This window comes from Pseudomonas guariconensis (assembly GCF_024127895.1).
GTDB lineage: Bacteria > Pseudomonadota > Gammaproteobacteria > Pseudomonadales > Pseudomonadaceae > Aquipseudomonas > Aquipseudomonas guariconensis_B.
The window spans coordinates 41,393-64,572 of the sequence record NZ_JAMYBK010000003.1; the positions used below are offsets into that span (position 1 = coordinate 41,393).

Genomic DNA, 23,180 nt, shown 5'->3' on the forward strand with positions numbered 1-23,180 from the left:
TTGCCAGCACCATGCAACAGCCGTGCACGTCTGTTGCGCGGCCTTGCGCCATGCGGCACGGCAGGCGGCACAGTGCTTGCGTCGTAGCTGCAAACCCTGGGTTTTCCGGGGCATTTCCCCCACTTCGGGGGCTCGACGGGGAGGCGGCCGACATGCGTGGAGTCATCCTTGGGTTGATCTGGCTGGCGGCAGGGATCGCCCAGGCCGACGTGTACATTTCCCGCGACGCCCAGGGCGTCTATGTGCTGTCCAACGTGCATCGGCCAGGGCGGCACTACGAGAAGGTCATCCGTGAGTCGCTGGCCCAGGCCGGGCCCGTCGATGCCCAACTGGTCACCGGCCGGCCATACGCCGACCTGGTGGCCGCCGCGGCGCAGGCCCACGGTGTGCCCCAGGCCTTGTTGCATGCGCTGATCAAGGCCGAATCCGGCTACAACCCCAAGGCACGCTCGCCCAAGGGTGCACAGGGGCTGATGCAGCTGATGCCGGATACCGCGCGGGAAATGGGGGTCAAGGACGTGCTCGACCCGCAGGACAACCTACAGGGCGGGGCGCGTTACCTCAAACGCATGCTCACCCTGTTCGACAACGACATCACCCTGGCGGTGGCGGCCTACAATGCCGGGCCCGAGGCGGTGCTCAGCCGTGGCCGGGTGGTGCCGCCGTTCGCCGAGACGCGCCGCTACGTGCCCAATGTGCTGAACGAGTACCGCCGGCTGCAGGGGCTGGCCGAGGATGCGCCGTTGTAGGGGCGAAAAGCCACAAGTGCTCCATGGTTCCCCAACTCTGGGCTATAACCTTGAAAAAGGCGCCCACCGCTGGAGTCCGCCATGGACATCGCTCCCCGTTCCGACACCCTGGTTGTACCTAGCGACGGCGATGCCGGGGCGGTGCGCAAGCCGTTCGACCTGTTGCGCTGGTACGCCTGGGTCAGCCTGGCCATCATCGTCTCGGTGGCCGTCGGGCTGGGGCTGATTTCCAGCCGCTTCATCATCAACGAGAGCGTCGAGCGCGACGCGCTGCTCACCGCCCAGTTCATCCAGTCAATCGCCGATGCGGAAGTGCGCCATGTGGCGATCCCCAACGTGCGCACCATGGGCGAGCTGCTCGACCCGCGCATGGACCAGGCCATGCCCGACGTCGACCCGGATGCCCGGCGCAAGGCCCGGGGTGAGTTCCTCGACCACATCGCCCACCTGCCGGACATGCTGCTGGCCAACATCTATGCCCCCGACCGCACGGTGATCTGGTCGAGCAACCCGGCGCTGACCGGCAAGGTGATCGAGTCCGACGACGACCTGGAGCGGGCCTTCGAATACAAGATGCGGGTCTCGGCCAGCTACCACGACTTCGACGACGCCCGCAGCGAGCAGAAATTCGTGACCCCGCCCCAGCAGCTGTTCATCGAGAACTACATCCCGCTGTTCGATGCCGATGGCGAACGGGTCGCCGCCATGGTGGAGATCTACAAGGAACCCCACGACCTGATCGTGCGCATCGAGCATGGGCTGCTGCTGATCTGGCTGGCCATCGCCGTGGGCGCCGCGGTGGTGTACCTCGGCCTGTACGGGATCATGCGCCGTGCCGCACGCACGTTGGAGGTCCAGCAGAAGCGGCTGATCAGCAACGAGACCTTCGTGGCGCTGGGCGAGGTGTCCTCGGCGGTGGCCCACAGCCTGCGCAACCCGCTGGCCAGCATCCGTTCCAGCGCCGAGCTGGCCCAGGCCTTCGACGAAGGGCCGGCGCAGAAGAACATCAGCGACATCATCAGCCAGGTCGACCGCATGGCCCAATGGGTGCGCCAGTTGCTGCAGTCGCTGCGTCCGCTCAACGACGAGGCAGTGCCGGTGGACCTGCCCCAGGCCTTGCAGGAAAGCCTGCAGGCGTTCTCCGTGCCCCTGCTGCGCAGTGGTGTGAGCCTGGATGTCTGCCCATTGCCGTCACTGCGGGTGCTGGGTCACCCGGTACTGATCGGGCAGATCTTCAACAGCCTGATCGCCAATGCCCTGGAGGCGATGGAGCAGGGTGGGCACTTGCGCGTGGAGGTGGTGCGCCAGGACCGGCGCAGCCTGACCCTACGCCTGTCGGATACCGGCAAGGGCATGAGCGAGCAACAGCAACGCATGGCCTTTCGGCCATTCTTCACCACCAAGCAGGGTGGGTTGGGTGTGGGGCTGGTGCTGGTCAAGCGGATCATGGAGCGCTTCGGCGGCTCGATTCGCCTGAGCAGTCGTGAAGGCGAGGGGACCTGTGTCTCACTCAGTTTCCGACTGGCCAAGTCCTGATAATTGACTTTCTATTTATCTAGTAACTTATTGTTTTAAAATGGATTAATGGTTTTGGGGTGAACATTACCCAAATGTGGGGAATCAACCTCCAATCAATGAGAAGTAATTTTTCTATCTATTTGATAGTAAAGAAAATTTCATTAAAAATGATTGCTGGCTGATTTCTTGCACAGCAGCCATGACGACCAACGGCGGCTGCAGCTGCTCTGGCGAACTGCTATCACCTTGCTACGTGCGGTAACGATACCGTGGCGACATCCACCGAAGGCCTCCAGGCGGGAACGACGCGATGCAGACGCTGGAACACGATGTCCCCGACAAGGCCTCCCTCCCATCCAGTGGGCTGGCTGCGCCGCTGCGCGAGTTCAACCTGCTGCGCTGGTTCTCCCTCATCAGCCTGCTGATCATCGCTTCGGTGGCCGGCGGGCTGGGCTACGTCTCGACCCGCTTCGTGGTGCGCGACAGCGTCGAGCGCGACGCCATGCTCACTGCCCAGTTCATCCAGGCCATGGCCCAGGCCGAAGTGCGCCATTCGCAGTTGCCGCCGGGCACCACCATGGGCGAGCTGCTCGACCCACGGCTGGACAGCCAGCACCTGCAGGTGAGCCCGGCGCTGGCGCGGTCGACCCGCACGGAGTTCCTCGACCATGTCGAGCACCTGCCCGATACCCTGCTGGCCAATGTCTATGCCCGTGATCGGACGATCGTCTGGTCCACCAATCCCCAGTTGATCGGCAAGCGCATCTCTGCCGATGGCGACCTGGACCATGCCTTCCGCTCGCGCAAGGCCGTCTCGGCGAGCTACCACCAGGCCGAGGACGACCGCGAGGAACAGAAATTCCTGCGCGAACCCCGCTACCTGTTCATCGAGAACTACATCCCGCTGTTCGACAGCCAGGGCGAGCAGGTGCTGTCGATGGTGGAGATCTACAAGGAGCCGCAGGACCTGGTGCGGCGCATCCAGCGCGGTTATGTGCTGATCTGGGTCTCGACCCTGCTGGGTGGGGCGCTGATCTACTTCGGCCTGTTCTGGATCGTGCGCCGCGCGGCGCTGTTGCTGCATCACCAGCAGGACCGCCTGGTGGCCAGCGAGACCTACGTGGCCCTGGGCGAGATGTCCTCGGCGGTGGCCCACAGCCTGCGCAACCCGCTGGCCAACATCCGCTCCAGCGCCGAGCTGGCCCAGGACATCGCCAGCGAGCCGGCGCGCAAGAACATCAACGACATCATCAGCCAGGTCGACCGCATGTCGCGCTGGGTGCGCGACCTGCTGGTGTCGCTGCGCCCGGCCAGCGACGAGGTCGAGGCGGTGGACCTGGTGGCGGCGGTGGAGGACACCCGCCTGGCCTTCGCCCAGCAGATCGAGCGCCATGGCGTGCAGTTCAGCTTCGCAGGGCCCGCATTGCAGTGGGTGGCCAGCCAGCCACTGCAACTGACGCAGATCCTCAACAGCCTGTTCGCCAATGCCCTGGAGGCGATGCCCCAGGGCGGCCACCTGCGGGCCGAGGTCAGGCGCCTGGAGGGGCAGCGGGTGCAGTTGCTGCTCAGCGACACCGGCAAGGGCATGAGCCAGCAGCAGGAGCGAATGGTGTTCAAGCCGTTCTTCACCACCAAGCAGGGCGGCCTCGGCGTGGGCCTGGCCCTGGTCAAGCGCATCATGGAACGCTTTGGCGGCTCGGTCAGCCTTCACAGCCGCGAAGAGGAAGGAACCCGCGTCAGCCTGATCTTCAATATCGCAGCGGGAGGGGACCATGGAGCCCAGCATTCTGGTGGTCGAGGATGACGAGATCCTCGCCGACAACATCCGCACCTACCTCGGCCTCAAGGGCTTCGAGGTCACGGTCTGCCACAGCGCGGAACAGGCCCTGGAGCAGGTCAGGCGGGTCCAGCCCGATGCGGTGCTGACCGACAACTCGCTGCCTGGCATGAGCGGCCATGACCTGTTGCGCAACCTGGTGGCCCAGGCGCCGGCGCTCAAGGTGATCATGATGACCGGCTATGGCAACGTCGAGGATGCCGTGCTGGCCATGAAGGAGGGTGCCTTCCACTACCTGACCAAGCCGGTGGTGCTGGCCGAACTCAAGCTGATGCTGGACAAGGCCCTGGCTGCCGAGCGCATGGAGCGCACCCTGTCGTTCTACCAGGAGCGCGAAGCGCAGCGCTCCGGCTTGCAGGCGTTGATCGGCGAATCGCCGGCCATGCAGGGCCTCAAGCACACCCTGCGGCAGTTGCTCGATGCCGAGCAGCGCATGGCCAGCGGCGACCTGCCGCCGGTGCTGATCGAGGGCGAGACGGGCACCGGCAAGGAACTGGTGGCGCGTGCCTTGCATTTCGACGGCACGCGCAGCAAGGGGCCGTTCATCGAGTTCAACTGCGCCTCGATCCCTGCCAACCTACTGGAAGCCGAGCTGTTCGGGCATGAGAAGGGGGCCTTCACCGATGCCAAGGAGCGCCGGGTGGGCCTGGTCGAGGCGGCGGACGGGGGGACGCTGTTCCTCGACGAGATCGGCGAAATGGACCTGGTGCTGCAGGCCAAGCTGCTCAAGCTGCTGGAGGATCGCTGCATCCGCCGTATCGGCGCGGTCAAGGAGCGCAAGGTCGACCTGCGGGTGATCAGCGCCACCAACTGCAACCTGGAGCAGATGGTGCAGCAGGGCAAGTTCCGCCGCGACCTGTTCTTCCGCCTGCGCATCATTGCCCTGAAGGTGCCACGGCTGTACGCCCGCGGCCAGGACATCCTGCTGCTGGCGCGGCATTTCCTCGCCTACCATGGGCGCCGCTACGGCAAGCCCAACCTGCGTTTCTCCACCGAGGCCGAGGCGCTGATGCTCGGCTACAGCTGGCCGGGCAACGTGCGCGAGCTGCGCAACATGCTCGAGCAGACGGTGCTGCTGGCGCCCACCGAGGTAATTGCTGCGCACCAGTTGAACCTGTGCATGACACTGGTCGACGAACCCCTGGCCCAGGCTGCGCCACCGGTTTTCGAGGCGCCGCGGCACGAGCCGGAGGCGGGCACCAGCCTGCCGGACATGGAACGCGACCTGGTGTGCCGGACGCTGGACCGTACCGACTGGAACGTCACCAAGTCGGCGCGCTTGCTGGGGTTGTCACGGGACATGCTGCGCTATCGGATCGAGAAGCTTGGGCTGACGCGGCCGGACAAGCGGCAGTGGTGAGCGGTTGGGGCTGCACCGCAGCCCCAATGCCCCTAGCGCTGGCCATTGTAGTCAGCATCGTCCTGGCCCCGCATGCCCTCCGAACCCCCGCCATCCATCCCCGGCAGGTTGCGGTCGTCGGTTTGCTCGGCGGGCGGGCTGTCCGGGTCGTTGCCCTGGATACGCGGGTCGGTATCCCGGGGCATGGGCCTCTCGACCGGGTTGAGGGTGCTGTCGGCGCCCGGGTTGGGCGCCGGGGTGTGCGGATTGTCCGGATGGGTCGGGCCCGTGCCGACGGCAAGGGCCAGGGGCGAGGCGAGCAGGGCGGCCAGTAGGTAGGTGGCTTTCATGGGCAGGCTCCTTTGCTTGGGGAAGGAGGCCTGTAGCGCACGCGACTGCATGCGCAAGGCCTCTTCCTGCGTTGGGCCATGTCCTCGTCAGCGAGGTGCCATCACTGCGACAGGCGGTCAGACCACCAGCGACAGCAGCATGATGAAGATGATGCCGACCACCGACAGCAGGGTTTCCATCATGCTCCAGGTCTTGAAGGTCTCGGCCACGGTCATGTTGAAGTACTGCTTGACCAGCCAGAAACCGGCGTCGTTGACGTGGGAGAGGATCAGCGAGCCGGCGCCGGTGGCCAGCACCAGCAGCTCGCGGTTGACGCCCGGGACCAGGTCGATCACCGGTGCCACGATGCCCGCGCCGGTGATGGTGGCCACCGTCGCCGAACCGGTGGCGATGCGGATCACCGCTGCGACCAGCCAGGCCAGCAGGATCGGCGAGATCTGCGCCTGTACCGCCATTTCGCCAATCACGTTGCCGACTCCGGTGTCCACCAGCATCTGCTTGAAGCCGCCACCGGCACCGACGATCAGCACGATCGCAGCGGTGGGGGCCAGGCTCTGGTCGAGCATTTTCATGATCTGCTGGCGCGAGAAGCCACGGGCCGCGCCGAAGGTGTAGAAGGCCAGCAGCAGGGCGGCGAGCAGGGCGCTGATGGGGTGGCCGATCAGGTCCATCCACTGGCGCACGATGTGCTCGGTCGGCAGCACCACGTCGGCGAAGGTCTTGAGCAGCATCAGCACCACCGGCAGCAGCACGGTGATCAGGGTCACGCTGAAACTCGGCAGGTTCTGCTGGTCCGACTCGCGGGCGATCTGGTCCATCAGCTCCTGGGAAGGGTTGCCGGGGATGTAACGGGAAATGAAGTTACCGAACAGCGGGCCGGCGATCACTGCGGTGGGCAGGGCCACCAGCAGGCCGTAGAAGATGGTCTTGCCGATGTCGGCGTTGAAGATGCCGATCGCCAGCAAGGGCCCCGGGTGCGGTGGCACCAGGCCATGGACCACGGACAAGCCGGCCAGCAGCGGGATGCCGATCTTCACCAGCGACACCCCCGAGCGCCGGGCGACGATGAACACCAGCGGGATCAGCAGCACGAAGCCGATCTCGAAGAACAGCGGGATGCCCACCAGGAAGGCGGCGAACATCATCGCCCAGTGCACTTTTTCTTTGCCGAAGGCCCGGATCAGCGTGCGGGCGATCTGGTCGGCGCCGCCGGAGTCGGCCATCAGCTTGCCGAGCATGGTGCCCAGGGCGAGGACGATGCCGACGAAGCCGAGCACGCCGCCGAAGCCGTCTTGGAACGACTTCATGACCTTGGCCACCGGCATGCCGGAGGTCAGGCCGAGAAAGCCGGCTGCCAGGGTCAGGGCGACGAAGGGGTGGACCTTGAAATGGGTGATCAGCAGGACGAGCCCGACGATGGTCACCAGGGCATCGAGCAGCAGGTAGGTATCAGTAGCGAGTCCGAACATGGTTCATGTGCCTCGATCTTATCGTTGTTCTTGGTCAAACGCTCGGTGCCTGATGGCACCGAGATAGCGCTGTCTTTGGTGAGCCGGGAAAACCACCTGTTCAGGCGGTCCGCGCCAGGCTCCGGTCACCGCAGGGCTTTAGCCAGGCGTGGGTCGCTTCGGCCAGGGCCTCGATCGGCCGCGTGGCATCCAGCGCCAGGGTCAGCGGTTCGCCATGGGGAGGCTCGAGGGCGGCGAACTGGCTGTCGATCAGGCTGGCCGGCATGAAGTGGCCTGGGCGGGCGAGCACGCGTTTCTCGGCTTCGGCCGGGCTCAGTTCGAGGAAGACGAAGGCCAGGCCGGGCACCGCCTGGCGAAGGGTGTCGCGATAGCGACGCTTGAGTGCGGAGCAGGTGAGGATGGGGCGTTCGCCAGCGGCGAGGGTGGCCTGCAGTTCCTGGCCCAGGCGCACCAGCCAGCCGGCACGGTCATCGTCGTCCAGGGGAATACCGGCACTCATCTTGCGGATGTTTTCGGCAGGGTGAAAGGCATCGCCTTCGATCAGGCGACCGCCGCTTCTGCTGGCAATGGCGGCCCCGACGCAGCTCTTGCCGCAGCCAGCTACGCCCATTACCACAATCGCGGACAGGGGAGAGTTCATCAGTACCTCCTGCGGGGCGAGATAGCGCTGTCTCGTGATGGACGAGGCGTTGTCGCGAGCGCCACCCTCCCGGGTGTTATTGGTCTTGTCTTTTCGCAGTATGGACGCTTGGCACATAGCCGCTACTCAAGATTACGTTGCCTGCGTCCTGAGACAGCGCTACCTTAGTGGCCGTTCCTTTTTCTGGCAAGTAGTAAAATTACAACACCCATGTCTCGCACAGGCTCGCGCACTACCGGTCGCCCCACCCTGGCTGAAGTCGCCAGGCTTTCGGGGGTTTCCCCCATCACCGCCTCGCGCGCCCTGCGCGGCGTCAGCACGGTCGCGCCGGCGCTGGTGGAAAAGGTCATGGCCGCCGCTGCCAGCCTGGGCTATGTCGCCAACCCGGCGGCACGCGCCCTGGCCTCGGCGCGCAGCCAATCGGTGGTGGTGTTGATCCCGTCGCTGTCCAACCAGTTGTTCATCGACACCCTGGAGGCCATCCACGAGGTGATGCGCCCGCGTGGGCTGGAGGTGCTGATCGGCAACTATCACTACGATATCGCCGAGGAAGAGAATCTGATCCGCAACTACCTGGCCTACCAGCCCTGCGGCATGCTGCTCACCGGCTTCGAGCGTAGCGACGCTGCCCGGCAGATGCTGGCTGCCAGCGGTGTGCCGTGCGTGCACATGATGGAGCTGGGCGGGCAGGCCGGTGCGCTGTCGGTGGGGTTCTCCCAGCAGCAGGCCGGGCGTGCCGCGGCCCGCCACCTGATCGAACGTGGCCGGCGGCGCCTGGCGTTCATCGCCGCGCAGCTCGACCCACGGGTGATGCAGCGTGCCGAAGGGTTCCGCCAGGCCCTGGCCGAGGCCGGCCTGCAGGCGCCGGAGCTGGAGTTGCTGACGTCGCAGCCTTCGTCGATCGGCCTGGGTGGCGAGTTGTTCAGCCGCTTGCTCGAGCAGGCGCCGGAGGTGGATGGGATTTTCTTCTGCAACGACGACCTGGCCCAGGGGGCGGTGCTCCAGGCCTTGCGCCAGGGCATCGAAGTGCCGCGCCAGGTGGCGATGGTCGGCTTCAACGACCTGCCGGCCTCGGCGCACATGGTGCCGCGCCTGACCTCGATCCGTACCCCGCGCGCCGCGGTCGGCCGGGGCGCGGCCCAGGCGCTGCTGGCACTGCTCGACGGCAAGCGCGTGGCGGTCGAGGAGCAGGACCTGGGGTTCGAACTGATGGTGCGCGAGAGTTCCTGAAGCCGGCGGGAGCTGGGTTGGGGCCGCTGCGCGCCCCAGGGTTTCATGACCTCGCTCAGCCGGCCCCGTCGATCGCCTCCAGCCCATCGCGCAACTGCCGCGCCAACCCCTCCAGGTTCGCCTCCAGCCGCTGGCACAGCCGCTCGGTCGGCTGCGCCTGGCCAATCGCCTGCTCGATGGCTTCGCAATCGCCTACCACGCCGCGTACCTTGAGCATCCTGGCACCACCCTTGATGCGGTGCACCAGGGCCCGCAGCGCCTGGACATCGGGTTGCGGGCCGAGACCGCGCAAGCCCTGCAGGTCTTCGGCGGTACTTTGCGCCAGTTGCGCGAGCAGGCGCCGGGTGAGTTGTTCGTCGCCCTGGGTCAGGTGGCGTAGTTGGCCGAGGTCGAACCCACTGGCGGGCTCCTCCTCGGGGGCAGCCATGGCGTCGTTGGGAGCGATCCGGGACAGGCGTGCCCTGAGCACCTGCAGGCCGATCGGCTTGAACAGGCAGTCGTCCATGCCGCTGGCCAGGCAGCGCTCGCGCTCTTCGGCCTGGGCGTTGGCGGTAACGCCGAGAATGCGGCAGGGCGGCCCTCCATGTACCTGCTCCAGCGCGCGGATACGCCGGGTCAGTTGATGGCCGTCCATCACCGGCATGCTGCAGTCGGTGATCACCAGGTCGAAGCGACCGCCCTGCCAGCGCTCCAGCGCCGCCTCGCCGTGTTCGGCCAGGGTGACCTTGTGGCCGAGGCTGCGCAACTGCTTGTCCAGCAGCATGAGGTTGGCGGGGTAGTCGTCGACTACCAGGATCTGTAATGGCCCGGCGCTCGGCTGCGCGACCGGCCCGGCTATCGGTTCGGCTACCGGCGCAGTGGCGGGCACCAGGCCAAGGTGCACCTCGACCCGGGTGCCGACCCCCGACGCGCTGTGCAGCTGCAGCTCGCCGCCCATGAGCTGGCACAGGGTGCGGCTGATCACCAGGCCCAGGCCAGCGCCCTGGCGGGCACGGTGGTTGTCGAGCTGGGCGAAGGCCTCGAACAGCCTGGCCTGGTCCTGGGGGCTGATGCCGATACCGCTGTCTTGCACGTGCAGCGCCACCTGCGTGACGTGCCCGGGCGTGCTGGGGGTCAGCGCCAGCCTGACTTCGACATGGCCCTGGTCGGTGAACTTGATGGCGTTGCTCACCAGGTTGGACAGCACCTGCCTGAAACGCACCGGGTCGACCATCACCCAGGCCGGCGCCTGGGGCAGTTCGGCGCGCAAGGCCAGGCCCTTGATCCGCGCATTGCCCTCGAACACCCGCAGGGTGGCGCGCACCAGCTCGACCAGCTCGGTGGCGACCGGCTGCAAGGTCATGTGGCCGGATTCGATGCGCGAGATGTCGAGGATGTCGCCGATCAGCTCGAGCAGGCCGAGCGCCGAATCATGGGCGGTCTTGAGGCCCTGCGGGTCGCTGCGGCCCTGGCGGCTGTCCTCCAGGGCCAGCTCCAGCAGGCCGATCACGGCGTTCATCGGGGTGCGGATCTCGTGGCTCATGATCGCCAGGAAACTGCTCTTGGCCTGGCTGGCCTGTTCGGCATCGTCCTTGGCCTGGCGCAGTTGTTCGAGCAGGCTGCGGCTGAACGCCAACTGTGCCTGCAGGGCACGCTGGGCTTCGCCGCGCTGCTGGATCAACTTGCGCAGGTAGCTGTTCCAGAACACCACGCCGGCCAGCAGCGCGGCGGCCAGCACCAGCACCTGCAGCACCAGCGAGCGATAATCGCCCCACAGGCTGTCGCTGACCACCGTGCTGGTGCGCCAGCGATTGACCAACTGGTCCAGCTCCTCCGGGGGAATGCTCAGCAGGGCCTTGTCCAGGATCGATTGCAGCTGGGGCTGCCCCGGCGCCACGGCGAAGGCCGCGACCGCCGGGTCATCGCCCTGCAGCCCGGCGATGCGCAGCGTGTCCTTGAACACGTGGGCAATGTAGTAGGCCGCGGTGATATGGGGAATCAGGGCGACGTCGGCGTGGCCGCTGGCCACGGCTTCCATCAGCGTCAGGGCATTGTCCGTCTCGACCACCCGCGCCCGTGGCGCGTGCTGTTGCAGGGCGACGTGCTGGGAGGAGCCGCGCACCAGCGCCACGCGCTGCCCGTCGAGCAGCTCGCTCGCGCCGGCGTCACTGCGCGCCACTATCACCCCTGGGGTGACCAGGTAGGGGCGGGTGTAGCGCAGGCGTGCCGCTCGTCCGGGACCGTAGTCCAGCGCACCGATCATCTCGGCGTCGCCGCGCGCCACTTCGTCGACCATCTCCGGCACCGAGTCGCGCTCGAGCATCTGGAAGCGCAGCCCGGTGCGCAGGCTGATCTGCTTGAGCAGGTCGAGGGTGATGCCATTGGCCTGCTGTTGGCGATCGTTGAAGGTCAGCGGCGCCAGCGCGCTGTTGATCAGCACACGTACCGTGGGGTGGCGGGCGATCCAGTCGTGCTCTTCGTCGCTCAGGCTGGACAGGTGGCGCTCGAGCAGCAGGCTGGTGTTGCCGCTGGTCCAGCGACGTAGGATGGTCATTCGCTCGCTGTCGCTGATCCGTGCCAGCGCCTGGTCGACCAAGCGGCGCAGCCTGTGGTTGTCGTGGGCCAGGGCGAAGGCGAAGGCATCCGTGGGGCCATGCACGAAGTGATCGATGCGCACCTGCCCCTGGTAGCTCTTGCCGATCAGGAAGTCGGTACTGATGGCGTCGCCGAGGTAGGCATCGGCTTCGCCCAGCGAAACGGCGGACAGGCCGGCCAGGGTCGAGCGATACAGCTGCAGTTGCGCCTGTGGGTAGAGCTCGCGCACCGAGGTTTCGGGCAGGTAGTGGTCGACCATCGCCAGGCGCAGGCCGGCCAGGTCTTCATCCTTTTGCAGCAAGCGGCCCTGGCGGGTGACGATCACCGGCAGGTCATCGGCATAGGATTGGCTCAGGGCAAGCTGGGCATCGGCCGCCTCGAAGCCGTTGGAGCTGCCGAGCAGGTCGATCTGCCCGGCATGCAGCGCCTCGATCGCCGCCTGGCGGCTGGGGAAGCGGCGGACTTCGATCGCCACGCCCAGTTGCTCGCCGATCAGCCCGGCATAGTCGGCGCTCAGGCCCTCGTAGTCGCGCTGGCTGACGTTGATCTCGAAGGGCGGGTAGTCGGGGCGGGAGCTGCCGAGCACCAGTACCTTGCGTTGCAGCAGCCATTGCCGGTCGTCCTGGGGCAGGTGCAGCGGCGGGGCGACGCTGGCCGAGCGGGCGAGCAGGTGGCGTGGCTCGGCATCGCCGAGCACCAGGCTCGGCACGCTCAGGAACATGGCCAGCAGCAGGCTCGGCAGCGTGCCTTTCATGGCGGTGGCATGGCTCAGGCGACGTTGTTGCGCTTGGCCAGGTCGACCATCTCGACCAGCGACTCGGTCTTGAGTTTCTCCATGATGCGGCCGCGGTAGGTGCTGATAGTCTTGGCGCTCAGGCTCATGCACTGGCCGATGTGCTTGTTGCTCTCGCCGCGTGCCAGTCGGCGCAGCACTTCCATCTCGCGGTTGGACAAGCTGTCCAGGCGTACGCTCTCGCTTTCCAGCGAACTGCTGTTGACCGACATCTGCGGAAAGGTCGAGTAACCCTTGACCAGGGCCTTGAGGGCGAAGACTGGCGCCTCCAGGTCCTCGTCCTTGCGCACGAAGGCGGAGATGCCGGCGTCCAGGCAGCGGCGCACGTAGAGGTCGGCGGGCTGGCCGGTCAGGGCCATGATCTTTGGCGCCGGCTCGAGCAGTTGCAAGCGCTTGATCACTTCCATGCCATCCAGCCCTGGCAGGCCGATATCGAGGATGACCACGTCGGGCTGCAATTGGCGAGCCATCTGTACCGCTTCGATGCCGCTGCCGGCTTCGCCAACGACCTGGAAGCGTTCGCGTTCGAGCAGCATGCGTACGGCCAGCCGAACGGTGGGGTGGTCATCGACCAACAGTACGGTTGTCATTGGGGAACTCCTGTCTGGGTGTGGTCCGTTTCCTGAAATCACCCAGGAATATGTCTGGGGGCCTGCGTGGCAGCGCGCAAGATACGTCGATTCAGGAGCGTTGGTAATGGCGAGTATAGGGGTGTTGAAAAAGCGAGGTTGGTTTGTTGAAAAACCCTACACGATTAAGGGGTTTCAGTAGGCGGGGGCTGGCAGCGTCTTCGGCTGATTCCTGCACAGGTATTCGCGTGCCGGAATCAGCCGACAGGTTATTGGTCCGCGGGGCGATAGAGGTGGGCGTGCCCGGCTCGGTACAGGGCTGACTCGGCGAACGGCGCATCGCCCAGCACATGGCCCACCAGGATCAGCGCCGTACGCCGGAAGCCCTTGGCCGCAGTGCGTTCGACGATGTCCTGCAAGGTACCCATGACCCAGTCCTGGTCGGGCCAGGTGGCACGATGGACCACGGCGATCGGGCAGTCGGCGCCGTAGTGCGGTAGCAGCTCGGCGATGATGCGTGCCAGGTGCTTGACGCCCAGGTGAATGGCCAGGGTACTGCGGTGCCGGGCAAGGTCGGCCAGTTGCTCGCCGGCTGGCATGGGCGAGCTGTCGCCGTAGCGGGTGAGGATCACCGTCTGTGCCACCGCCGGCAGGGTCAGCTCGCAGCCGAGCAGGGCGGCGCTGGCCGCCGTGGCGGTGACGCCGGGGACGATCTGGTAGTCGATGCCCAGCTCGCGCAGGTAGCGGATCTGCTCGCCGATGGCGCCATACAGGCTGGGGTCGCCGCTGTGCACCCGGGCCACGTCCTGGCCTTTGTCATGGGCACTGCGAATGGCGGCGATGATCTGCTCCAGGTGCAGTTCGGCGCTGTTGATCACTGTTTCGGCACGGTGCCCTTCGAGCACCGCCGGCGGCACCAGGGAGCCGGCATAGATGATCACCGGGCACTGGCGGATCAGGCGCTGGCCCTTGACCGTGATCAGTTCCGGATCGCCGGGGCCGGCGCCGATGAAGTAGACCGTCATGGGGAGTCCTTGCGGGTGAGCGGGGGAGGCGATTATCCGCCACTGGCCAGGGCGAGGGTAGCCGGGCCGAGGACCTGGCGTGTTACCCGTAGGGCGGCCGGGCCCTGGGCCTGGCTGGCGAGGGCCAGGGCTGCGCTTTCGGCCACCCCCCAGCAGCCGCTGTGCTGGAAGGTGGTTGCCGAGCGGTGGCTGAGCTGGGGTTCGAAAGCGTGCAGTTGCGCGGGGCTGAACAGCACGAGGGGCAATGCCAGGCGCCTGGCCAGTTCCTGCAAGCCGGGTTCGTTGGCTTTGAGGTCGATGCTGGCGATGCCGCGCAGCAGCGCCGGGGCCAGCCCGTGCGCCGCGAGGGCCCCGCGCAGCAGGGCCTGCAGGGTGTCGGCCGGGCAGCCCTGGCGGCAGCCGAAGCCGGCGTACAACGCCGGCGCAGGAGGGGCGAGGCGCATCAGGCTTGGCTGGTGCGACGGTACAGCCAGGCGCTGAGCAGGCCCAGGGCGAGCCAGAAGGCGGCGTTGGTCACCCAGGAGGCGATCTTGAACTGGGTTTCCAAGGCTTCGGGCGCCAGGCTCTCGTGCGTCGCCGGTTGCGGCGCGCCGATCAGGTGCGGCACGACCAGTAGGGCGAGGCCCAGTACCTTGAACAGCCAGTGATGGGCGAACACCAGCAGGGCCAGGCCTGCCGCGGTGGCGGCGGCGGTGCCGATCCACCAGCCCTGGCGCTGACCCAGGTCGGCAGCGGCGGTACCCGGCAGCTCTGGCGGCAGCCCCAGGGTCGGCGCCAGGCAGAACACCGCGAACCCGGCCAGGCCCCACAGTGCGCCGGTGGCCACGCGGCCCGGTTCGCGCAAGCTGTACAGGGCCGCGAGGATCAGGGCGAAACCGACCGCGACCACCAGGTTGCCGCCGGTGGTGGAGAGCAGGCGCTGCCAGCCGTCTTCCGGTGCCCAGGCTTCGGCGTCGTGTTCATGGGCGGCGACGGCATCGCCGTGGCCGTGGTGTTCGGCGACGGGGGCCGCGCTTTCATAGGTTTCCGCCTCGAGGATCAGCGGGCTGACCCACAGGCTTTGCAAGAAGGTCAGCAGCAGGGCGGCGAGCAGGCCGCTGAAGCCGGCGGTACGGGCGATGCGCTTGATCATGCAGGCGTACTCAGTGGCAAGGGAAGGCGGCGCTGTGGCGGGTATCGTGGGCGGCGTTGTGCACGGCCTCGATGTGCGAGAAACCGGCGAAGTAGATCAGGCACAGGCCCAGCAGGCTGGCGCCGGCGGCGATGACGATGCGTTGGCTGAGGCTGACGGGGGTGCTGACGCTGTGTTTGGCGCTGGTGACGGGCATGACGCTTTCCTCTGCTTTGTCATAGGCGGCGGACAAGCGCGACAGCCCCGGGCGCAACGGGCCCAGGGAGATGCGACAGCGCCCGCCCACCGCGGGGTGATCATTCGACGTCAGGCCGGTCTCCGGGCTTGCGAGGAGGAGCAGGGCTCCTGGGGGGGAGCGTCACCTTCCCATGCCCTACGACGTGGCACAGTGGTCAAGACGCTTCGCTCGCTTACCGTTGCGGGGGCAGCACCGGCGTTGTCCGACCCCTTGGGGGCCTGGGACGCACCGGTTTCCCGTTTCACCCCCGAAGGGGCACCTGAACGCAGTGCATTAGCAAATCATGGGGCGGTTTCCCCGTCAATCGCAGGATAGGCAAGGCTTTAGGGCTGCCAAGGTTGACCGCCTGCCAACCACTGCGTAGCCTTGCCGCTTCGAGGTTCTCCGGCCGCCGCCGGAGCTAAGATGGGAACGCGGTCCAAGCCGCGGCTGCCCCCGCAACTGTAAGCACTGAACAGGATCGACACAGCCACTGCGCCAGCGCGGGAAGGCGTCATCCAACCGGCCCGGGGCCGGTACGGTGCAAGCCAGGAGACCTGCCTCGAAACGCTTTCGACTTTCAACCGGGCGGGGTGATCCGGTGGCGAACGGGCCCGGCCGTGGTGGCACGAGGCTTTCGTCCTGCATGCCCGCGCCATCCTGCCAAGGGCATCGCGACATGAAAACACTGGCCAAGCTCCCCGTCACCATCGTCACTGGCTTCCTCGGCTCGGGCAAGACCACCTTGCTCCGGCACCTGCTCGACAACGCCCAGGGCCGCCGCATCGCGGTCATCGTCAACGAGTTCGGCGAGCTGGGCATCGACGGCGAGATCCTCAAGCAGTGCAGCATCGGCTGCACCGAGGAAGAGGCCAGCGGCCGCGTCTACGAACTGGCCAACGGCTGCCTGTGCTGCACCGTGCAGGAAGAGTTCTTCCCGGTGATGCGCGAACTGGTGGCACGCCGTGGCGACCTGGACCACATCCTCATCGAAACCAGCGGCCTGGCCCTGCCCAAGCCGCTGGTGCAGGCCTTCCAGTGGCCGGAAATCCGCAATGCCTGCACGGTCGATGCGGTGATCACCGTGGTCGACAGCCCGGCGGTGGCGGCGGGTACCTTCGCTGCCTACCCAGAGCAAGTGGACGCCCAGCGCAAGCTCGACCCCAACCTGGACCACGAGTCGCCGCTGCACGAGCTGTTCGCCGACCAGTTGGCCAGCGCCGACCTGGTGGTCCTGAACAAGGCCGACCTGATCGATGCCGAAGGCCTGGCCAAGGTCCGCGCCGAGGTGGCCGAGGAACTGCCGCCGGCGGTCAAGGTGATCGAGGCCAGCAGCGGGCGCCTGCCGCTGGAGGTGCTGCTTGGCGTGGGCGCCGAGGCCGAGGCGCACATCGATGGCCGGCGCACCCACCACGATGCCCATCACGCTGGCGAAGATCACGACGATCATGACCATGACGCCTTCGACTCGATCTCCATCGACCTGCCCGAGGCCGACGAAAGCCTGCTGCTCGACGCCTTGACGCAACTGGTGGTGGAGTTCGGCATCCTGCGCGCCAAGGGCTTCGCGGCCATTCCCGGCAAGCCGATGCGTCTGCTGGTGCAGGGCGTGGGGACCCGTTTCGACAAACACTTCGACCGCGCCTGGCGTGCCGACGAGCCTCGCCTGACGCGCCTGGTGCTGATCGGCCAGGACCTGGATGCCGTGCAACTGGAGGCGCGCCTGCGCCAGGCCCTGGGCGCCTGATCCATGCACCTGCTGCGGACCCAGCCCGGCGGCTTCGTGCCGGACGACAGCATCGCCGACCTCGGCCAGACGCCCGCTGAGCTGGTGATCCTCTGCAGCGGCGACTCGCACCTGGCGCTGCTGGCGGAAACCGCCGAGCAGTTGCCAGACGACTTCCCCAGCCTGCGCCTGGCCAACCCCATGCAGGTGCAGAACCACGCCTCGGTCGACCTCTACGTCGACCAGGTGCTGCGCCACGCCAAGGTGATCCTGGTGTCGCTGCACGGCGGGGTCGGCTACTGGCGCTATGGCGTCGAGCAACTGGTCGAGCTGGCCAACCGCGGTGTACGGCTGATCCTGGTGCCAGGCGATGACCGCCCCGACCCCGAGCTGACCGGCCTGGGCACGGTGACCGGCGAGCAGGCCGAACGGCTCTGGCACTACCTGCGCCAGGGCGGCAAGGCCAATGCCCTGAACCTGTTCAACTGCCTGGCCAGCCTGTGGCTGGGGCGTACCTATGCCTGGGACGAACCGCAGCCGCTGCCGCGCACGGCGGTGTATCACCCCGCCAAGGCCAGCGCCACGCTCGAGGACTGGTACGGCCAGTGGCACCCGCAGCAGCCGGTGGCGCCGCTGCTGTTCTACCGCTCGCACCTGCAGGCGGCCAACACCGCCTTCATCGATACCTTCTGCACACGTTTGCAGGCGATGGGCCTGAACCCGCTGCCGATCGCTGTGGCCAGCCTCAAGGAGCGCGCCTGCCTCGACCAGGTCGAGGCCTGGCTGGACGAGGTCGGCGCCGACGTGGTGATCAACACCACCGGTTTTGCCCTGTCCAGCCCGGAGCAGCCCAACCTGCGCCCGTTGCGTCGCGACGTCCCGGTGTTGCAGGCGATCTGCGCCCAGGACAACCAGCCGGGCTGGGAGGCCAGCGAACAGGGCCTGGGCGCCCGTGACCTGGCCATGCATATCGCCTTGCCGGAGCTGGACGGGCGCATCATCACCCGGCCGGTCAGCTTCAAGGACCTGGCCTGGCGCAGCGAGCGCAGCCAGTCGGACGTGGTCTGCTACAGGGCCCACCCTGAGCGCATGGACTTCGTCGCCGAGCTGGCGCGGCGCTGGGTGGAACTGGCGCGCCTGCCCAACCCGCAGAAGCGCGTGGCGCTGGTGCTGGCCAACTACCCGACCCGCGACGGGCGCATCGGCAACGGCGTGGGCCTGGATACCCCCGGCGCGGCCCTGAACATCCTCCGCGCCTTGCAGGCCGAGGGCTACCCGGTGGCTGGCCTGCCCGACAGCGGCACCGCGCTGATCCAGCAATTGCTGGGCGGCGTGAGCAACGACCTGGAGCACCTCGACCAGCGCCCCTGCGCCCAGAGCCTGGCCCTGGCCGACTACCAGGCGGCCTTCGCCGACCTGCCCGAGGCCAACCAGCAGGCGGTGCTGGCGCGCTGGGGCGCCCCTGAACAAGACCCGATGTACCGCAGCGGGCGCATGATGATCGCCGGCCTGCGCTACGGCCTGACGTTCGTCGGCATCCAGCCGGCCCGGGGCTACCAGGTGGACCCCAGCGCCGTGTACCACGACCCCGACCTGGTGCCGCCCCATGGCTACCTGGCGTTCCACTTCTGGCTGCGCAATGGTTTCGCCGCCGACGCGGTGATCCACGTCGGCAAGCACGGCAACCTGGAGTGGCTGCCCGGCAAGGGCGTCGGCCTGTCGGCCCAGTGCTGGCCAGATGCCTTGCTCGGGCCGCTGCCCAACATCTACCCGTTCATCGTCAACGACCCAGGCGAGGGCGCCCAGGCCAAGCGGCGTACCCAGGCGGTGATCATCGACCACCTGATGCCGCCGCTGACCCGTGCCGAGACCTACGGCCCGCTGCGCGACCTGGAGCGCCTGGCCGATGAATACTACGAAGCGCAACTGCTCGACCCACGCCGTGCCCGGGAGCTGCAGCACGACATCCTCGAGTTGCTCAAAGCCAACCACATCGACCGTGAGTTGCAACTGGAAGGCCAGTTGGACGATGCGGCACTCTGGCTGCCACGGCTGGACACCTACCTGTGCGACCTGAAGGAGTCGCAGATCCGCGATGGCCTGCATGTGTTCGGCCAATCGCCCGAAGGGCGGCTGCGCAGCGATACCCTGCTGGCCCTGGTACGTGTCGAGCGTGGTGACGGCAAGGGCGGCAATGCCAGCCTCATCCGTACCCTGGCCAAGGCCCTGGCGCTGAGCTTCGATCCTCTGGACTGCGACCTCGGCCAGCCCTGGCAGGGGCCGCGCCCGGCCATACTGGAGGCGCTGGCCCCACCCCCCTGGCGGACCTGCGGCGATACCCGCGAACGCCTCGAACTGCTGGCCCTGGCGCTGATCGAGCAAGGGCTGGACGGCTGCCTGCAACTGCCCGACGAGGCCCCCTGGCAGCCGGTGCGCAGTGTGCTGCAGACGCTGGTCGAGTCGGTGGCGCCGAACCTCGATGGCTGCGGTGCGGCTGAGCTCGATGGCCTGCTCGCCGCCTTGGCCGGGCGTTTCGTCCCGGCCGGCCCCAGTGGTGCACCGAGCCGGGGGCGCCTGGACGTACTGCCCACCGGGCGCAACTTCTATACCGTGGACGTGCGCAACCTGCCCACCACCACTGCTTGGCGCCTGGGTTTCGCCTCGGCCAACCTGATCCTCGAGCGTCACCTGCAGGACCATGGCGACCACCTGCGCCAGTTGGGGCTGTCGGTGTGGGGCACGGCGACCATGCGTACCGGTGGCGACGATATCGCCCAAGCCATGGCGTTGATGGGCGTGCGCCCGGTATGGGCCACTGGCAGCCAGCGGGTCGACGACTTCGAGATCCTGCCCCTGAGCCTGCTCGACCGCCCACGGGTGGACGTGACCCTGCGTGTCTCGGGTTTCTTTCGCGATGCCTTCGGCAACCTGATCCGCCTGTTCGACGCGGCGGTGCAGGCCGTGGCGGCCCTGGACGAACCCGACGACCTCAACCCCCTGGCGGCCCGGGTGCGTGCCGAGCGCGAGGCGCTGCTGGCCGCGGGCGCGGACGCCGAGCAGGCGGCGCGTCAGGCAGGCTGGCGCGTGTTCGGCGCCAAGCCCGGGGCCTACGGCGCCGGGGTGCAGAACGCCATCGATGGGCGTCTGTGGCACAACCGCGACGACCTGGCCGAGGTCTACCTCAACCATGGCGGTTATGCCTACGGCGGTGCCGACGACGGTACGCCGGCCCGTGCCGAATTCGCCCGACGCCTGGGCCAGGTGCAGGCGGTGTTGCAGAACCAGGACAACCACGAGCATGACCTGCTCGATTCCAACGACTACTACCAATTCCAGGGCGGCATGCTGGCGGCGGCCGAGACCCTGGCAGACGCCACGGTGGCCAGCTACCACGGCGATCACAGCCAGGCCGACCGGCCACGCATCCGTACCCTCAAGGAAGAACTCAACCGGGTCATCCGCGCCCGCGCGCTCAACCCCAAGTGGATCGAAGGCGCCAAGCGCCACGGCTACAAAGGTGCCTTCGAACTGGCAGCGACGGTCGACAACCTGTTCGCCTTCGATGCCACCACGCACCTGATCGACGACCATCACTATCAGTCCCTGGCCGACGCCTACGTGCTCGACCCGGCGACCCGCGATTTCATGCGCCAGCACAACCCCGACGCCTTGCGCGACCTCACCGAACGCTTGCTGGAGGCCCAGCAGCGTGGCCTCTGGCAGGCTCCGGGCGCGTATCGCGAGGCCCTCGAGGAGCAACTGCTGGACGGCGAGGAACAGGCCTGACATGAGCGAACCCCTGCAATTTCCACTGGCTGCCGTGGTCGGCGCCGACGACCTCAAGCTGGCCCTGTGCCTGACGGCCATCGACCCGAAGATCGGCGGTGTGCTGATCGAAGGCCCGCGCGGCATGGCCAAGAGCACCCTGGCCCGGGGCCTCGCCGACCTGCTGGGCGAAGGCCCCTTCGTGACCCTGCCGCTGGGGGCGACCGAGGAGCGGCTGGTCGGCACCCTCGACCTGGATGCCGCGCTGGGGCAGGGCAAGGCCCAGTTTTCCCCGGGCGTGCTGGCCCAGGCCGACGGCGGCGTGCTCTACGTCGACGAAGTCAATCTGCTGCCCGACCCCCTGGTGGACCTGCTGCTCGACGTGGCGGCCAGCGGCACCAATCGTATCGAGCGCGACGGCATTTCCCATCGCCATGCGGCGCGCTTCGTGCTGATCGGCACCATGAACCCGGAGGAAGGCGAGCTGCGCCCGCAGTTGCTCGACCGCTTCGGCCTCAACGTCGCCCTCGAAGGGCTGGCGCAACCCGAGGCGCGTCAGCAGATCATCCGCCGGCGCCTGGCCTTCGACAGCGATCCGCAGGCCTTTTGCGCGCAATGGGCCCAGGCCCAGGCGCAATTGCGTGAACGCTGCCACGGCGCGCGCCAGCGCCTGGAGCGCATCCCGCTGGACGACCAGGCCCTGGCCTGGATCACCGAACGCTGTTTCGCCGCTGGCGTGGACGGCCTGCGCGCCGACCTGGTCTGGCTGCGTGCGGCCCGGGCCCACGCTGCCTGGCGCGGGGGCGAAACGATCGGGCAAGACGACGTGCAGGCGGTAGCGGAGTTCGCCTTGCGTCACCGGCGCCGCGCCTCGCCGCCGGACACGCCCCCCCATGCGGCAACCAGTGCCGGCAATGGGCAGACCGAGCTTCAGGGTGGGCCGGGCGATTGGGGGGCGTTGCCGCCGCAGGCCGTGCCCAGCGGTGCCCGGCGCGAGGTGCCGAACTGGGCAAAAAAGCCCTGAGCATTCGCCAGCCCGACGCGTTGGCGGCGGATGCCAGGCCCCGCGTCGGAAAGCTGGCAGGTGCGCCCCGTGGACGAGCGCGGATGGCGGGTGCGGGAAAGGTGGCCTGGTTGCCGACCCTGCTCAAGGGCCGGCCCCGCCAGCGCCAGGACCTGTGCTGGCAGCAGCGCCAGGCCCAGGCGCCGGAATTATGGCTGGTGATCGTCGATGCCTCGGCCTCCACCCGTCGTCACCAGGCCTTGGCCCAGGCCAAGGGGCTGCTGGCCGAACTGTTCGATCAGGCCTACCGCCAGCGTGCACGCCTGGCCCTGGTGACCGCCAGCGGCGGCGCACCGCGCTGGCAGCGCCAGGGGCTCAAGGCGTCGGGGACATTGCAACCCTGGTTGCAGGCGCTGGGGGCGGGGGGCGGCACACCGCTGATCGCGGCACTGGAGCAGGCGCACCAGTGGCTGCTGGCCCGGGGCAAGCGTCACCCCCAGGAGACACAGCGCTGCCTGGTGCTCACCGATGGCCGCCTGCAACGCTGGAACGCACCACGGCCGATGCCCTGCGCGACTGTGCTGGTGGACATGGAGCTGACAGCGGTACGTCTGGGGCGGGCACAGCGGCTGGCCGAACAACTGCAGGCCGAATACCGGCACATCCAGCAGTTCAGGGTACGTGACTGATTAAAGAAGGGAAGTCGCGCCTGCGGCGCAATGTCGCAATTAAAGAAAGTTGCCAGGCCAGGGCGGTAGAAAGTTGCACAAGTGCGTGGCTCGGCACGCACTTGCAAGTGGCCGCGATATTACTTGGGCATCGACCAGGGTTGCAGGTCGTAACCTTTTTCGCAAAGTTCGGCGCGTACTTCCTCGATCAGGCAGGCCCACTGCGCGGGGTCGGAATAGATACGCGAGGAAACTTGCTTGCTGCCGATACGGGTGCTGGTCCGGTCGATCACTGCCAGGCTCAGCTCACCAGTGCCATTGGGTGCATCCCAGGCTACGCACTGGAAGGGTTCGAAGGCGTGGTCGGCGATCAGCAGTGCTTCGTTGACACGGAGCGGGGCATTCATGGTTCGGTCTCTCTATGGTCCCAAACAGCGAAATGAAGTCCGCGTTGCTCAAGGTCGAAGGTAGGCAGCGCGGGGTTACTTGTACTGATGCTCCATGTTGGGGGTGAAGTCACAGGGTCGTTGAAATTTTTTTTAGTCTGCAAAAGTGTTGCCGTGGCCTGTGCCGCC

Annotated in this window: 19 protein-coding genes and 2 riboswitches; of the genes, 9 read left to right on the forward strand and 10 right to left on the reverse strand. The window is 67.4% G+C overall.

Annotated features, from left to right (window positions below; genetic code table 11):
• Positions 1-152 precede the first annotated feature (152 nt).
• The 4 genes from NJF35_RS04975 to NJF35_RS04990 all read left to right on the forward strand — a co-directional run bounded on the left by NJF35_RS04975 (position 153) and on the right by NJF35_RS04990 (position 5,464).
• Complete coding sequence (locus NJF35_RS04975; protein WP_225789094.1) at positions 153-749, forward strand: lytic transglycosylase domain-containing protein; 597 nt, start codon at positions 153-155, stop codon at positions 747-749.
• 81 nt (positions 750-830) lie between these two features.
• Positions 831-2,285 (forward strand): sensor histidine kinase, encoded by a 1,455-nt coding sequence (locus NJF35_RS04980; RefSeq protein ID WP_225789095.1) that lies wholly within the window; start codon positions 831-833, stop codon positions 2,283-2,285.
• Positions 2,286-2,577: 292 nt separating this feature from the next.
• Complete coding sequence (locus NJF35_RS04985; RefSeq protein WP_225789096.1) at positions 2,578-4,071, forward strand: sensor histidine kinase; 1,494 nt, start codon at positions 2,578-2,580, stop codon at positions 4,069-4,071.
• Positions 4,040-5,464, forward strand: a complete 1,425-nt coding sequence (locus NJF35_RS04990) for a sigma-54-dependent transcriptional regulator (protein WP_253080246.1) — start codon at positions 4,040-4,042, stop codon at positions 5,462-5,464. Before NJF35_RS04985 ends, NJF35_RS04990 begins: the two co-directional genes overlap by 32 nt.
• A gap of 32 nt (positions 5,465-5,496) precedes the next feature.
• Here NJF35_RS04990 and NJF35_RS04995 read toward each other — a convergent pair whose 3' ends face one another.
• The 3 genes from NJF35_RS04995 to NJF35_RS05005 form a co-directional block, all read right to left on the reverse strand.
• On the reverse strand, positions 5,497-5,793 hold the full coding sequence (locus NJF35_RS04995) for a hypothetical protein (protein ID WP_410896931.1): 297 nt from the start codon (positions 5,791-5,793) through the stop codon (positions 5,497-5,499).
• 117 nt (positions 5,794-5,910) lie between these two features.
• On the reverse strand, positions 5,911-7,263 hold the full coding sequence (locus NJF35_RS05000) for a GntP family permease (RefSeq protein ID WP_253080247.1): 1,353 nt from the start codon (positions 7,261-7,263) through the stop codon (positions 5,911-5,913).
• Between the two features lie 100 nt (positions 7,264-7,363).
• Entirely contained in the window at positions 7,364-7,903 is a 540-nt protein-coding gene (locus tag NJF35_RS05005; RefSeq protein ID WP_225789099.1) for a gluconokinase, read from the reverse strand.
• 210 nt (positions 7,904-8,113) lie between these two features.
• On the opposite strand from NJF35_RS05005, the gene NJF35_RS05010 reads away from it, so the two are divergent.
• Positions 8,114-9,133 carry a LacI family DNA-binding transcriptional regulator gene (locus tag NJF35_RS05010; protein WP_225789100.1) on the forward strand — a complete coding sequence of 340 codons (1,020 nt, stop codon included), beginning with the start codon at positions 8,114-8,116 and terminating at the stop codon, positions 9,131-9,133.
• Between the two features lie 55 nt (positions 9,134-9,188).
• On the opposite strand, the gene NJF35_RS05015 is transcribed toward NJF35_RS05010, so the two are convergent.
• From NJF35_RS05015 to NJF35_RS05040, 6 genes are all read right to left on the reverse strand, one after another.
• Entirely contained in the window at positions 9,189-12,461 is a 3,273-nt protein-coding gene (locus NJF35_RS05015) for a transporter substrate-binding domain-containing protein (protein ID WP_225789101.1), read from the reverse strand.
• 14 nt (positions 12,462-12,475) lie between these two features.
• Positions 12,476-13,090, reverse strand: a complete 615-nt coding sequence (locus tag NJF35_RS05020) for a response regulator transcription factor (protein WP_225789102.1) — start codon at positions 13,088-13,090, stop codon at positions 12,476-12,478.
• Between the two features lie 248 nt (positions 13,091-13,338).
• Positions 13,339-14,094, reverse strand: coding sequence for a precorrin-4 C(11)-methyltransferase (gene cobM, locus NJF35_RS05025; protein WP_225789103.1), 756 nt, complete (start codon positions 14,092-14,094; stop codon positions 13,339-13,341).
• A gap of 32 nt (positions 14,095-14,126) precedes the next feature.
• The gene (locus NJF35_RS05030) at positions 14,127-14,537 is read right to left on the reverse strand and encodes a cobalamin biosynthesis protein (protein ID WP_225789104.1); all 411 of its coding nucleotides are present in this window, start codon (positions 14,535-14,537) and stop codon (positions 14,127-14,129) included.
• Positions 14,537-15,226, reverse strand: a complete 690-nt coding sequence (locus NJF35_RS05035) for a CbtA family protein (protein ID WP_253090754.1) — start codon at positions 15,224-15,226, stop codon at positions 14,537-14,539. Before NJF35_RS05035 ends, NJF35_RS05030 begins: the two co-directional genes overlap by 1 nt.
• Before the next feature lie 10 nt (positions 15,227-15,236).
• On the reverse strand, positions 15,237-15,422 hold the full coding sequence (locus NJF35_RS05040) for a CbtB domain-containing protein (RefSeq protein WP_253090755.1): 186 nt from the start codon (positions 15,420-15,422) through the stop codon (positions 15,237-15,239).
• Between the two features lie 95 nt (positions 15,423-15,517).
• Positions 15,518-15,742, reverse strand: a riboswitch (cobalamin riboswitch).
• Between the two features lie 82 nt (positions 15,743-15,824).
• Positions 15,825-16,023: riboswitch (cobalamin riboswitch) on the forward strand.
• Between the two features lie 99 nt (positions 16,024-16,122).
• Here NJF35_RS05040 and cobW point away from each other — a divergent pair.
• From cobW to NJF35_RS05060, 4 genes are all read left to right on the forward strand, one after another.
• Positions 16,123-17,190, forward strand: a complete 1,068-nt coding sequence (cobW, locus tag NJF35_RS05045; protein WP_225789107.1) for a cobalamin biosynthesis protein CobW — start codon at positions 16,123-16,125, stop codon at positions 17,188-17,190.
• A 3-nt stretch (positions 17,191-17,193) separates the two neighbouring features.
• On the forward strand, positions 17,194-20,955 hold the full coding sequence (cobN, locus tag NJF35_RS05050) for a cobaltochelatase subunit CobN (protein WP_253090756.1): 3,762 nt from the start codon (positions 17,194-17,196) through the stop codon (positions 20,953-20,955).
• Between the two features lies 1 nt (position 20,956).
• Positions 20,957-21,958, forward strand: coding sequence for an ATP-binding protein (locus NJF35_RS05055; protein WP_225789109.1), 1,002 nt, complete (start codon positions 20,957-20,959; stop codon positions 21,956-21,958).
• An 83-nt stretch (positions 21,959-22,041) separates the two neighbouring features.
• Positions 22,042-22,626: a vWA domain-containing protein gene (locus NJF35_RS05060; protein WP_225789110.1), complete on the forward strand. Its 585-nt coding sequence runs from the start codon at positions 22,042-22,044 to the stop codon at positions 22,624-22,626.
• Between the two features lie 119 nt (positions 22,627-22,745).
• Here NJF35_RS05060 and NJF35_RS05065 read toward each other — a convergent pair whose 3' ends face one another.
• Positions 22,746-23,012: a hypothetical protein gene (locus tag NJF35_RS05065; RefSeq protein ID WP_016392598.1), complete on the reverse strand. Its 267-nt coding sequence runs from the start codon at positions 23,010-23,012 to the stop codon at positions 22,746-22,748.
• Between the last annotated feature and the right edge of the window lie 168 nt (positions 23,013-23,180).